A 12,746-nucleotide genomic window follows, 5' to 3' on the forward strand; every position below is an offset into this window, starting at 1 on the left:
CTAAATCACGTCAGCGCTGGCTGTTTTACGCGTATGACAGGATACGGAGGACGGTTGTGGCGCACGTCTTCGGTGAACGCACTCTGGCCACACTGGAGCGTCTTCTGAGCCTGCTGTCGGCCTTTGAGGTCGTGGTATGGATGACGGATGGCTGGCCGCTGTATGAATCCCGCCTGAAGGGAAAGCTGCACGTAATCAGCAAGCGTTACACTCAGCGCATTGAGCGACATAACCTGAATCTGAGACAACATCTGGCAAGGCTGGGACGGAAGTCACTGTCGTTCTCAAAATCGGTGGAGCTGCATGACAAGGTCATCGGGCATTATCTGAACATAAAACACTATCAGTAAGTTGGAGTCATTATCCTCACGGGCAATATAGGTGTGCGCAATACCCGCCGTACAGGCGGCAACACAAACAATATTCATAACATGCTCCACGTATTATTTAGCAGACATTGGATTCAGCATATTGGCTAAAAAGCTCAATAATTTTCTGTGGACTGCTTTCGACTAACAGTTGTTCAATAATGTCGTCATCCGCCAACGCGCCAGCAACCTGCGAAAGCAGACGAATATGGGTAGTGTTTTGATCTTCAAGGCGTACGGCAAACAGAATGATGCAGCGCACGTTGCTGCCGTCCAGGGTTTCCCAGGGAATATCCTGGCGGGTACGCCCAATCGCCAGCGTGGTATTGACCACCGCCGAGGATTTCCCGTGCGGAATCGCAATATGATTTTCGAAGCCGGTCGAGCCTTCTGATTCACGCTGCCAGACATCCTGAATAAACGTTTCCCGGCAGCTAATTGCCCCATCTTTTTGCAGAATATCCGTCAGTTCCTCAATAACCTCCGTTTTGTTTGTGGCCTTCATGTCCAAAATAACGCGATTTGTATTGAGTATTTTCGTGATGTCCATAAATCATACCTCATGGAGTTCAGACATTAATTTTCAACGACCAGCGACGTCGCCCGATGTAATTTTTCCGTAATAACCGTTTCTGTTACCCGCTTAATATCCGCATCATTGAAGAAAGCGGTGACATACACGACCGGCATGGCAACGGCAGGTAAATTGATCGTCGATACCACCAGTTCAATATCGTCCGTCAGGACGGAGGGCAAGCTGCCTGCCGACACCACGCCGACGATGGTCCAGTCCGGAAAGGCGCGCAGAATGCGGCTTTTGAGTAAGTGAGAGGTGCCGATACCGGTTGAGCAGACCAACAGCACACGTTTACGCGCTATCTGACGCTCCATCGCGGCCTGAAAATGCACGGTTAAATATCCCACCTCATCATCCGACACGGCCCGTTCGCCCCAGCCGCTAAACACCCGATTCACCGCGCACTGTGTCAAACGCCAGACGTCCTGCAACTCGCCTTTAATGTCCTCCAGCAGCGGATTACGAATGCGGATCTGGTAGTTCAGGCGGTTAATCAGCGGCTTAATATGGATCAGCAATCCGTCATACAGCGCAGTGTCCTGGCTAAGATCGCAGTCAACCATTTCGGCGAAGGTGGCAATCAGCCGATGGGTAATCAAGCGTGCTTCGTCGCTGGAGTGCATATGGCCAATTACGCTCACATCGTTATGCTCTTCAATCACCATACCGGAGGAGATAATATATTGATAAATAAACCAGACTTCGTCTTCCGGCAGCGGGTGGGCAATGCGTTTTTCGATATGCTGAATCATGCGACTGGCAATGGAAAAAATGTTCTCATCACATGACGTGATGCTTTCTTCTTTTCTCGGCAGCGCATTGCCCCGCGTAATGCGGTACATCATGATCAGAATATGAGTAAAGATATTGACGTAATAAGGCTCGCCCAGCGACCAGCACAGATCGTTCTCCATTTCCTGCAACAGCGTCTGGACAAATAAAACGTCTTCTTCGCCAAAGTAATGCACTAACGCTTTATAACTGCCCGGATCAAGTCGTGAATAAATCACGCTTCCAGGTTCATTATGGTTAATCACACCGTTAATCAGCGACGCCATCGCCTGGCGCACCCCGCTCTCGCTGCCTTCAATGTGTGTGCCGCTCTGGCTGCGAATCAGCGACAGACCCAGCGGGGTAATCCACGATTCAATCACTTTCAGATCGTTAACAATCGATGCACTACTAATAAAATAACGTTCGGATAATTTATTGATCGATGTTTCATGCGGCGTTTCACTTAATAATTGCGAGGCTATCTTAACCCGCCGTGAATTATTCATCATGCCGTCAGCATCATCACCCTCCGACCCTAATAACTGATCCAGATATAAAAGGTCAGTAATGTTATCGGCACTTAATATCACGCCCGCACCGGCACGTTTATCGATGGATATTTTCCATTCCGATAACCATTGCTCCAGTAACCGCAGATCGCGCTGGACGGTCTTCTCTGAAACAGATAAATATTCGGCAATTTTTAGCAGCGTAACATATTCCTTCCGGGACAGAAGAAACTTTAATAATCTGTTTTGTCGCGAGGTAATCATTTGCATTATTTACCCTTATTACATACCAGATTAAATATCTATACCCGTCATACTTCAAGCTGCATGTGCGTTGGCTTTCCTCGCTCACCTCAGTCACGTACTTATGTACGCTCAGGGGATTCGCTGCGTCGCCGCCTTCCTGCAACTCGAATTATTTAGGTAATAAAGAAGCGTTTATGCTCCACGTGTAATCCGTGATGATAAATATAAGAGGACTACGATGCGCCAACAATACTAAATCGTGTCCTGTATTCCGGACAGAAATAAGACAAAAAGAGGAAATAGTGAGATATTTACGGCACAGATCACATTTTTCGCGGGAATTAGAGTGATAGCGCTCGCAAATATGGGGAGGTAAAAATTTAAGTCGGGATGTTTTTGATTTTCAGATCTGGAACGCTGCTCGCGGCGTGGGCCGGATAAGACGCATCCGGCACCACGTTCAGATTCGCTTACAGGGCTATCGTCAGCACATCTTCATCCGGCGTGACAACCGTTCCCCACTCGCTGCCCGCAGATGAACCGCCCTTCACACCGCTAACCTGTGGAATATTACGCAGGCACAGCGTCCAGTTACGCGCATCTCCACTACCTTGCACGATGATGGTATTACCCGTGCGCACCGCCTTCAGCGTGAAGATAACCGAGCCGTCAGCAGCCGGAACTTCACAGAGTGCTTCCCGCCCCTCCTGCAGATGGAACAGCTGGAACGCTGTCCCTTCGTGCCAGGCGTAGTCCGGCTTCTGGTTATTGCTACCCAACGCCAGCAGGGTATTGTCACGCACATAAACCGGCAGACTCAGGAAGTCATGCTGCTGTTTATGCCAGCGGCTACCAGACACCTCATCATTACGCCACAGATGCGTCCAGCGTCCTTCCGGCAGGTAGAACTGCACATCGCCCGCCTCGCTAAACACCGGCGCGACCATCACGCTATCGCCCAGCATGTACTGGCGGTCGAGATAATCACACGCCGGATCGTCCGGGAACTCCAGCATCATCGCGCGCATCATCGGGGTGCCCTGCGCATTAGCGCGCGCTGCTTCACGATACAGGTACGGCATCATGCGGCATTTCTGTTCGGTGAAGTAGCGCACCACATCGCAGGATTCGTCATCGTACGCCCATGGCACACGGTAGGATTTACTGCCATGCAGGCGGCTGTGGCTGGAGAGCAGCCCAAACGCACACCAGCGCTTGTAGACGTGCGCCGGAGCAGTATTCTCAAAGCCGCCGATATCGTGGCTCCAGAAGCCAAAGCCGGACAGGCCAATAGACAAGCCACCGCGCAGGCTTTCCGCCATCGATTCATAGTTGGCGTAGCAGTCGCCGCCCCAGTGCACCGGAAACTGCTGTGCGCCCACGGAGGCCGAACGGGCGAACAGCACCGCCTCTTCTTCACCGACGGTTTCTTTCAGCACGTTCCACACCAGTTCGTTGTAGATGTACGCATAATGGTTGTGCATCTTCTGCGGATCGGCACCGTCAAACCACTGCACATCCGTGGGGATGCGTTCGCCAAAGTCAGTTTTGAAGCAGTCAACGCCGATATCCACCAGACCTTTCAGCTTGTTGGCATACCACTCGCAGGCTTGTGGATTAGTGAAGTCATAAATCGCCAGGCCCGGCTGCCATTTATCCCATTGCCACAGGGAACCGTCCGGGCGCTTGAGCAGATACCCTTTCGCTTTCAGTTCATTGAACAGCGGGGATTTCTGACCGATGTAGGGGTTTATCCATACGCACACCTTCAGCCCTTTCTCTTTCAGGCGGCGGATCATACCTTCCGGGTCCGGGAAGGTCACCGGGTCCCACTCAAAGTCGCACCACTGGAAGGCCTTCATCCAGAAACAGTCGAAGTGAAAGACGTGCAGTGGCAGATTGCGCTCGGCCATGCCGTCGATAAAGCTGTTCACCGTCGCTTCGTCGTAATTGGTGGTGAATGACGTGGTCAGCCACAGACCGAACGACCAGGCTGGCGGCAACGCCGGACGGCCGGTAAAGCGGGTATAGCGATCCAGCACCGCCTTCGGCGTTGGGCCGTCGATGACGAAATATTCCAGATACTCGCTTTCAACGCTGAACTGCACTTTCGACACTTTCTCAGAGCCGATTTCAAACGACACGCACTGCGGATGGTTCACCAGCACGCCGTAGCCGCGGTTGGTGAGATAAAACGGGATGTTCTTGTAAGACTGCTCGGTACTGGTACCGCCATCGCGGTTCCAGGTTTCCACCGTCTGGCCGTTACGTACCAACGCGGTAAAACGCTCGCCCAGCCCGTACACCGTTTCCCCCACGCCCAAATCCAGACGCTCAAACATATAGTTACGCCCGCTGTGGGTATCCTGCACGTAACCGCTATTCTTTAGCTGACTGCCGGTAATACGTTCACCATTACGCAGGAAATCCAGCGACCAGAACTCACCTTTGGTCACCCGAACGCTCAGATTGCCGCTCTTCAGTTCGGCAAATTCAGTGGTGTTTCGCATCTCAACATTGACGTCCTGCAACAAGTTCAGCGGGTAATGCGGGCCGGTATCCAGCGCGCCCTGGAAGTGTTCCATACGTACACCCACCACACCTTCCTGCGGCGAGAAAAAGCGTAAGGTGAAGAGTGGGGTATCCAGTTGCCAGGTACGTTCACGCACGTCGCGCGGCGCAACGTAGACAATCATCTCGTTACCCTGCTGTTCAACGTCGAACACCTGAATTGGGTGTATTAAATTCAGGCCAGGTTGGGTCAGCCAGTTTCCATCGCTAATTTTCATCGTCAGTTCCTTAGTTCTGTAATTCTTTCGTCGTGAAATCCTGCTGGTTGCGGCGCGCGCCCTGAGCCAGCTGGCTCATAATTTCCGTCAGATACGGCGTTTTCAGGGTATAGAAGCGTTTGGCAATCACGGCACTCAGCAGGTAACAAATCGCCGGGACAATGGTGAACAGGGCGATGATGATGCTAATGGTGGCGCTGTTCTGGGTTTTCGCGGCGGCGTCGTAGCCACCGCCCGCCAGCATCCAGCCGATCAGCGCCCCGCCGAGCGCCAGACCCAGCTTGAGCACGAACAACGTGCCCGCAAAGCTGATCCCCGTCAGGCGTTTACCGTTGCACCATTCGCCGTAATCAACGGTGTCGGACATCATTACCCACTGGATTGGCGTAACGAGCTGGTGCAGTACACCAATGACAAAAATAAAGATAAACATGGTGATGCTGGCGTGCATCGGCACAAAGAACATCGCCATGCTCGCCACCGCCAGCGCAGCGTTGGTCCACCAGAAGACGCTGACTTTGCATTTCCAGTCGGTCAGCGGTTTTGCCAGCGCAGAGCCGATCAGGTTGCCGACGCAATAGGCGGTGAGAAAGGCGACAAACACCTCCGGCTTACCCAAAATCCAGGTGACGTAATACATCATCGCCCCGCCACGAACGCAGACGGCCAGAATATTGAGGATGGTCAGCAGGCCGACGATGCGCCATTGGTCGTTTTGCCAGATGTCGCGCAGGTCTTCACGCATAGAGGTGGTGCTCGGCGGCGCTTCCACGCGTTCTTTGGTAGTGAAGAAGCAGAACGCCAGCATCAGGAACGCCACCACGGAGAGCACCGCAATCCCGCCTTGAAAGCCGAACGCTTTATCCTCGCCACCAATCAGATTCACCAGCGGCATCATCAGCACGGTGGAGAGCATGCCGCCCGCCGTCGCCAGCACAAAGCGCCATGATTGCAGGGAGATACGCTGCGTTGGGTCATTAGTGATCACGCCGCCCAGCGCGCAGTAGGGAATATTGACCACGGTATAAAGCAGGGTCAGCAGCGTGTAGGTGATTGCGGCATAAATCATTTTGCCGTTCAGGCTGAGATCCGGCGTGCTGTAGGCCAGCACGCAAACCAGACCAAACGGCAGTGCGCCAAACAACACCCATGGGCGGAATTTCCCCCAGCGCGAACGGGTACGGTCAGCCAGCAACCCCATACAAGGGTCTGAGATGGCATCCAGCGCGCGGGCCAGTAAGAACATGGTGCCGACAAATCCGGCTGGGATACCAAAAATATCGGTATAGAAGAACATCATATATAACATGACGTTATCGAAGATAATGTGGCTAGCCGCATCGCCCATTCCGTAGCCAATCTTCTCTTTAACAGACAGAATTTCACTTTTCATTACGCATCCTTGTTAGCACTTTCACACGCCCTGATACCGGTTACAGTTCTTGTAAACCATCCCTGTGAGCGCGGGTATTCCGATATCTCGTTATCAAATTACGATTCTTGTTTTCTGTGATCAGCGTAGCGTCTAAAAATGTGTCTAAGTGTAAGTAATGGATTTTGCGGGGATTTATTTGAAACTGGTCATGGTATAGAGAAACGGAAGTTAAAAAAGTGAGTGAGGGGGTGTGGAAACGTTTGGAAGTAGCTATAATGCGCCCCGCCTCCATGTAGCAATCGAGGCGCGGAAGATCGTCATCTCCGGTGAGGTGGCTGGACTTCAAATCCAGTTGGGGACGCCAGCGTTCCCGGGCAGGTTCGACTCCTGTGATCTTCCGCCAAAATTCCTCCGCCGTCATCCAACAACGTCTAAAAACCCTTTATTTTCAAAATACATAGTAAACCACTCATCCGTAACCGTCCGACAAGTTCTCCCTGAATCCATGAAAAATATGTATAGTGATGTGTATAGATTTTTTATACACATTTTTGACTTATACACATGGCACTTACAGACATACAAATCAAACGAGCAAAGCCTCAAGACAAACCCTACACAATGAACGATGGACAGGGGCTGTCATTACTCATCAATCCAGACGGTTCAAAAGGCTGGCGCTTCCGCTTTCGTTTTGCAGGTAAAGCGCGGCTAATGTCATTTGGCAGCTACGACCTTGTGAGCCTCGCAGAAGCACGTGAGAAACGCGATACGGCTCGTAAGCAGGTTGCAAACGGCATAGATCCAGTGGAAGAACGTAAAGCTCAAAAGCTGGCACAGCAGCTCTCAACAGAAAGATCATTCGAAGCTATATGTCGGGAGTGGCACTCAAATAAAGCCGATCGCTGGACGGTGGCCTACCGCGAAGAAATCATTAAAACATTTGAGCAAGATGTTTTCCCGTTCATCGGTAAGCGTCCGATAAATGAGATCAAACCTCTGGAACTGCTTGAGGTACTACGACGAATAGAGAAGCGTGGAGCACTGGAGAAGACCAGAAAAGTGCGCCAAAGATGTGGCGAGGTCTATCGCTATGCAATCATAACTGGCCGCGCTGAATACAATCCAGCACCTGATTTAGCTATCGCACTGGCCGTTCCGAAGCAAAAACATCATCCATTTTTATCTGCCGAAGAATTGCCTCATTTTATTGGGGATCTCGAAGCCTACACCGGTAGCATCATCACCAAAAATGCTACAAAGATAGTCATGCTAACTGGTGTAAGAACGCAGGAGATGCGCTTTGCTACTTGGGATGAGGTAGACCTTGAGAAAGGTATATGGGAAATCCCAGCAGAAAGGATGAAAATGCGCAGACCTCACATCGTGCCGCTTTCTACTCAGGTAATCGATCTCTTCAAGCAACTCAAGCCTATTACTGGCCACTACCCTTATATTTTTATTGGCAGGAACAACCGTAGTAAGCCAATCTCGAAAGAAAGTGTGTCACAAGTGATTGAGTTACTTGGTTACAAAGGACGTGCTACAGGTCACGGTTTTAGACATTCATTATCGACCATCTTACATGAACATGGATTTGATAGTGCATGGATTGAGATGCAATTAGCTCATGTTGATAAAAATAGTATAAGAGGTACTTATAATCATGCTCAATATTTAGAGAGAAGATTACATATGTTGCAGTGGTATAGTGACTTACTTTATCCAAAAATAAAAAATTTATAATGGAGCTTTAAAAGGAGCGTTTTATGACCAAAGATACCATAATCTCTGTTCTGATTCGTATATTGAAAGAAAAACGTGATGGTCTTATATTAATAAATGGGGAGTGGGGTGTAGGTAAAACATACTTTCTTCAAACTGAATTTAAACAATTTTATTCAGATGCGAGTCATTTTTATTTGTCTGTGCTTGGGTTAAATAGTTTACAAGATTTCAAAGATAGGATGCTAAGCATAACGTATCTAAACAATCCTTCTGAGATAAAAAAACTTGGAGACTTAACCTCAAGTGCTGCATCAGCATTAACCCAAGAAGAAAGCACTGGAAAGTTGACAGAACAAATTATATCAACCTTTTCAGGTGCGATGAGAGATTATGTACTCAAGGATCTTTCAGGGGTTTTTGTCATTGACGATTTAGAAAGAATCCCTCAATCTTTGAGAGATGAAATAGCAACTTTTTGCCTGCAAAGTTATCAAAATGATAATCGATTAGACTTTATTTTAGTGGGTAATTTTTCAAAGCAAAGTAATGAGGTATTAAGTCATAAAGAAAAAGTTGTCAGTGATGAAATATATTTCTCCATTAACAACCTTACCGATATATTAGAACAAAAGCTGGACTCATTAGAAGAGAGACATAGACATTTAATCACTCAAGTTATTATGGGATTCGAAGAAACAAATCTACGAATCATTAATAGAGTAATTTCAAAATTGATACCTCTTTTTGAAAAACAAAAATCTGGGCAAGAAATCTCTGATATAGACATAAAAAATTTGGTCACTTCACTTTGTGCTCATATAATACTAAAAGAGAAATTTTCATATCAAGAAAATGATTTCCATGATAATTATGTCACATCCTCTCTCAAAACACTTACGGCTTCATCTGAGAATGATCCAGATAAAATAAGCAAAGAAGAGAGTAACCTTTTAAATATCACAGCTTACAGAACTTATAATGATTTAATGATTCCATATTGTTTTAATGTGATATCTCAAAAAGATATCATTCCATATACATTCAATTTACAAGAGCCTTTAAAAAAAAGTGATTACGCTACGTTAAAACAACCGGAATGGTATAATATACCTGAAAATGATTATTTGGATGAAATTGAAAAAGTAATACTAAAAACCTCATCACCGACACTATCTACTTGGCTAATTGCTACAAACAATTACCTAAGACTCTCAAAATCAAAATACATCCCGCGAATAAAAGGATTAACTAACAAAATCATCGAAAAAAACAAAAATAGCTTTAGTGACGATGAAATAAAAACATATTTCCTAGAATCAAATCCCAATATAGATGATATCCCACTACATATATTAAGAAGAGAGGGAAATGATCTTCACAATTACTTCCTTAATAAATACGGCGAAATAATAAAGAAAGATAAAATAAAAAAACTGAAAGACAAAATGAATGATAGCGGTTGGAGTGCTATTGATATGGATATTTATCAATCAAAATTCAAATTTAATCTACTTGAAACGTTGGATGTAAGTCTTATCATAAATGGAATAAAAAAAACTTGGTCCATTCGCGATATTCAGATGTTTTCAAACCATCTATCATCACTCTATAACTTCTCTAACCTTGCAGATTTTCTTTCTGCTGAACTACCACATCTTAAGAAGTTACATTCAGCCATAAGTGCTCATCATAAAAGAATTAAGAGTTCTTTTCGACGCGGAGCCATAATTGAACTAACAGAATGCGTTAAACGCATAAAAGAAGCTTTAGAACAAAGCATCGCCTTAAAAGAAGGCGCATCTCAATAATTACTTCATGCAACCTCCATGAAGCGCATGATCTCTCTGGTTTGGTTATCATTCTTCAAGCCAGAGAAAAAATTTAATAGCCCTCCCTGTTGCGCGCAATGCTCTCCCCGCCACGCCTGCCCGCTTTATAGGGTAGTTTTCATGCAGGTGCATGAACCGGCTCAGGCCGCGCCGGTAATGGCGTGGTAGGGGAAATAAAATACGGGGATTTGCATGCAAAACCATGCACCGTATGGATGCATGGCTTTTTTCGGGAAAAATAGCGGAATTTTCGGGGATTTTTTCGCGTGCTACCGTGCGGCCAGTTCTGCACGTCGGCGGGTGTAAATCAGGTTCTGTGCCGGGGTGAATTTCTCGCGATTATCATCCCGCGAAACCGCATCAGGCCTGAATCCGATGGCCGTTAAAATATCGCTGTCCTGCGCGGAATAATTAATTTTTTCACCTGCGGCCAGCCATACCGACAGGGCTTCACGCAGATAATCAACCGAGTGCTGCATGGCGCTCTGTTTTACTGCGGGAAGCTGTTCGTTATACCCCATCAGCTCAGGTGCCAGCGTGGCGGCCAGCTCCGCGCCGTGCTGCTGCATAAAGTCATGGAGCCGGTTGCGGATGCTGATGTGCTGCACTTTCTCATGTGAGCGGATATAACGACCGGCGGCCTGATTAATCTCCCATTTTTTCACGTCGATATTGTCGCGCAAATCCTGCATTCTGCGCGGGATTTGTTCGTCACCGGCAAGGAGCTGTTCACGGTATTCCCGTTCAAGGTCTGCCAGTTCGGCTTTACGTTTCAGCCAGGTATTTTTGTTCGTCTGACAGGCCTCAAAGGCCTGCTGTATGGTCACAGTGGTCACGAGTCTCTCTCCTGATTAATGCCGGAACGGCGAGCTGTAGCAGCCCTGTACTTTACGCGGCGGCGGTGGCGTCACCGGTGCGGGGTCGGGTTTCTCCGGTGCGGCACGTATCACACCGTCAACAGACTCGATGGTGCGGAAAGTGGCCGAGCATTCGATATTGGTACACTGGTGATAACGCTGTTTGACGTTTTCCGACAGATACCGGCTGGTACGGACGTGCGCGGTCTTTTTGCAGAACGGGCAGTGAAACATAATTCAGCCCTCTGCCTGTTCGTGGTCTTTTGCGGCCAGTTCAGCGGCAAGCTTCATCCGTCTGGCTGGGCTTCTTAACAGCGCCATATCAACCCCGGTTATTACCGGGCGATTCATGCCGGTTACGGACAGGACCGGCTCCTGCTCCATATCAAAATGATACAGGGCTGACTGCAGATTCAGGGCATCACCCAGCTCACGGGTCACGGTCGCACGCGGCGAGGTTTCTCCGCTCATTTCCAGCGACCGTATACGCAACAGAAAGGCACGTAACAGTGCGGGGCTGATACCGGCCAGCGCCTTCTTCCACTCGCTGTTGGCGTAAGTGGTGAACGCTTTTTCATGGGCGCTGATATAAGCAGTACCGGAGGAGCATGCTCCAAGCATGGCGTGGCTTTTGTCTTTCTCCAGCTCGGTAATCAGACCGGTGAACTCATCAGCCAGTTCGCGGCTGGCGATACGTTTACTGTGTTCAGCTTTCAGTTCAGGAGTGAGGTTGCCGCGCAGGGTTCGAAAGCGGCTGCGCCAGTCCTGTTCGGCCTGTGCACTTTCACTGAGGGCGGTCTGTCGTTCCTGCTCACAACGCTGAATGGAAGCCTCAATGTCGCTGAGTTTACCCATGCTGGCCGTGTGTGCATCTTTTGCTTCGTTAAGTGCGGCCAGCGCACCGGCAATGCGTTGTTCCGCGCCTTCATCCTGTTTACTGATAACGGTCTGCATGGCTTTGATAATGAGTTCGGGTTTCATGTTCAGGTTCTCCGTGTGTTCAACCTGAAATGATTCTGACGCCTCCTGCACAACAACACGATTCATTGCCGTTGTCAGAATGCTGGCACAAACAGACCTTAAAAACCGGCTGGCCAGAGAAAGGTCGCAGGAAAACCTTACTCACCGTTTATTTTTTTACTTATAACTATTCACCACTGTTCACCTCAAATAAAAATATAAGTAATACAGTAAGTTAAATGGTGAACAGTTGAGGGTCTGACTGTTCACCGTCTGTTCACCACTGTTCACCCTCCTGTTTTGCTCTGGCTATAGCATTTAGACTTTATTTCGATTAAAAATAAAAAATATATAACTAAAAGCAATAAAAATTGCTGCATTGTAATGCAGTGATTTGCATATGTTTGCCAGCGTTTGCCTTTGTTTGCCAGAGCGAAAAGTCAATGTTTGTTTCCCCGAAAATCTCACATGACCTGAGGAAAAATATAGACATAATAAGGAGCTACCCGAAGCCGGACGGACACGACCGGCACTGTATGGACTTTGTGAGGTAGCCCGATGCACACCGCTTTTTCTTCCCCGTCTTCTGCCCCTGCCGCACCGCTGATGCCGGTTTCTGATACCGTTCACGAGCGCTTTATCCGTCTGCCCGAAGTGATGCATCTGTGCGGCCTGTCCCGCTCGACCATTTACGACCTCATCAGCCGGGAAGCCTTCCCGAAACAAATCTCCCT

Annotated in this window: 10 protein-coding genes, 1 tRNA gene and 2 pseudogenes; 5 read left to right on the forward strand and 8 right to left on the reverse strand. The window is 48.4% G+C overall.

The window, feature by feature from the left end; all coding sequences use genetic code 11:
* Positions 1 to 350 (forward strand): annotated as a pseudogene (locus OGV38_RS08345) (IS1-like element IS1X2 family transposase); the annotation flags it as partial.
* 15 nt (positions 351 to 365) lie between these two features.
* Here OGV38_RS08345 and OGV38_RS08350 read toward each other — a convergent pair.
* The 5 genes and pseudogenes from OGV38_RS08350 to OGV38_RS08370 all read right to left on the reverse strand — a co-directional run.
* Positions 366 to 428 (reverse strand): annotated as a pseudogene (locus OGV38_RS08350) (PTS fructose transporter subunit IIB); the annotation flags it as partial.
* Positions 429 to 447: 19 nt separating this feature from the next.
* Complete coding sequence (locus OGV38_RS08355; protein ID WP_003842172.1) at positions 448 to 918, reverse strand: PTS sugar transporter subunit IIA; 471 nt, start codon at positions 916 to 918, stop codon at positions 448 to 450.
* Between the two features lie 26 nt (positions 919 to 944).
* Entirely contained in the window at positions 945 to 2,498 is a 1,554-nt protein-coding gene (locus OGV38_RS08360; RefSeq protein ID WP_016155015.1) for a BglG family transcription antiterminator, read from the reverse strand.
* 446 nt (positions 2,499 to 2,944) lie between these two features.
* Entirely contained in the window at positions 2,945 to 5,263 is a 2,319-nt protein-coding gene (gene yicI / locus OGV38_RS08365; RefSeq protein ID WP_286473170.1) for an alpha-xylosidase, read from the reverse strand.
* A gap of 10 nt (positions 5,264 to 5,273) precedes the next feature.
* Positions 5,274 to 6,656: a glycoside-pentoside-hexuronide family transporter gene (locus tag OGV38_RS08370; protein ID WP_137366935.1), complete on the reverse strand. Its 1,383-nt coding sequence runs from the start codon at positions 6,654 to 6,656 to the stop codon at positions 5,274 to 5,276.
* A 290-nt stretch (positions 6,657 to 6,946) separates the two neighbouring features.
* Between OGV38_RS08370 and OGV38_RS08375 the strand changes: the two genes are divergently transcribed.
* The 3 genes from OGV38_RS08375 (at position 6,947) to OGV38_RS08385 (ending at position 10,174) form a co-directional block, all read left to right on the forward strand.
* Positions 6,947 to 7,041 (forward strand) — tRNA-Sec (locus tag OGV38_RS08375).
* 161 nt (positions 7,042 to 7,202) lie between these two features.
* Positions 7,203 to 8,384 carry a tyrosine-type recombinase/integrase gene (locus OGV38_RS08380; protein ID WP_061357464.1) on the forward strand — a complete coding sequence of 394 codons (1,182 nt, stop codon included), beginning with the start codon at positions 7,203 to 7,205 and terminating at the stop codon, positions 8,382 to 8,384.
* A 23-nt stretch (positions 8,385 to 8,407) separates the two neighbouring features.
* Positions 8,408 to 10,174, forward strand: coding sequence for an AAA family ATPase (locus tag OGV38_RS08385; RefSeq protein WP_061357465.1), 1,767 nt, complete (start codon positions 8,408 to 8,410; stop codon positions 10,172 to 10,174).
* A gap of 290 nt (positions 10,175 to 10,464) precedes the next feature.
* On the opposite strand, the gene OGV38_RS08390 is transcribed toward OGV38_RS08385, so the two are convergent.
* Genes OGV38_RS08390 through sid form a run of 3 tightly spaced genes read right to left on the reverse strand, consistent with a single transcriptional unit; the run spans position 10,465 to position 12,033 of the window.
* Entirely contained in the window at positions 10,465 to 11,031 is a 567-nt protein-coding gene (locus OGV38_RS08390; RefSeq protein ID WP_061357466.1) for a phage polarity suppression protein, read from the reverse strand.
* A 15-nt stretch (positions 11,032 to 11,046) separates the two neighbouring features.
* Complete coding sequence (locus OGV38_RS08395) at positions 11,047 to 11,286, reverse strand: STY4826 family bacteriophage gene regulatory protein (RefSeq protein ID WP_000468230.1); 240 nt, start codon at positions 11,284 to 11,286, stop codon at positions 11,047 to 11,049.
* Positions 11,287 to 11,289: 3 nt separating this feature from the next.
* Complete coding sequence (gene sid / locus OGV38_RS08400) at positions 11,290 to 12,033, reverse strand: capsid size-determining scaffold Sid (RefSeq protein ID WP_061357474.1); 744 nt, start codon at positions 12,031 to 12,033, stop codon at positions 11,290 to 11,292.
* A gap of 537 nt (positions 12,034 to 12,570) precedes the next feature.
* On the opposite strand from sid, the gene OGV38_RS08405 reads away from it, so the two are divergent.
* Positions 12,571 to 12,746 (forward strand): helix-turn-helix transcriptional regulator (locus OGV38_RS08405; RefSeq protein ID WP_286473171.1); only part of this gene is annotated, 176 nt, incomplete at its 3' end.

The sequence above is a fragment of the Citrobacter sp. Cb080 genome, assembly GCF_030334745.1.
Classification (GTDB): domain Bacteria; phylum Pseudomonadota; class Gammaproteobacteria; order Enterobacterales; family Enterobacteriaceae; genus Citrobacter; species Citrobacter braakii.

Excerpts from the sequence above, each read along its gene's own strand:
- sid (WP_061357474.1), bottom strand. The coding sequence starts at position 12,033 with ATGAAACCCGAACTCATTATCAAAGCCATGCAGACCGTTATCAGTAAA.
- yicI (WP_286473170.1), bottom strand. The coding sequence starts at position 5,263 with ATGAAAATTAGCGATGGAAACTGGCTGACCCAACCTGGCCTGAATTTA.
- OGV38_RS08395 (WP_000468230.1), bottom strand. The coding sequence starts at position 11,286 with ATGTTTCACTGCCCGTTCTGCAAAAAGACCGCGCACGTCCGTACCAGC.
- OGV38_RS08360 (WP_016155015.1), bottom strand. The coding sequence starts at position 2,498 with ATGCAAATGATTACCTCGCGACAAAACAGATTATTAAAGTTTCTTCTG.
- OGV38_RS08385 (WP_061357465.1), top strand. The coding sequence starts at position 8,408 with ATGACCAAAGATACCATAATCTCTGTTCTGATTCGTATATTGAAAGAA.
- OGV38_RS08355 (WP_003842172.1), bottom strand. The coding sequence starts at position 918 with ATGGACATCACGAAAATACTCAATACAAATCGCGTTATTTTGGACATG.
- OGV38_RS08370 (WP_137366935.1), bottom strand. The coding sequence starts at position 6,656 with ATGAAAAGTGAAATTCTGTCTGTTAAAGAGAAGATTGGCTACGGAATG.
- OGV38_RS08380 (WP_061357464.1), top strand. The coding sequence starts at position 7,203 with ATGGCACTTACAGACATACAAATCAAACGAGCAAAGCCTCAAGACAAA.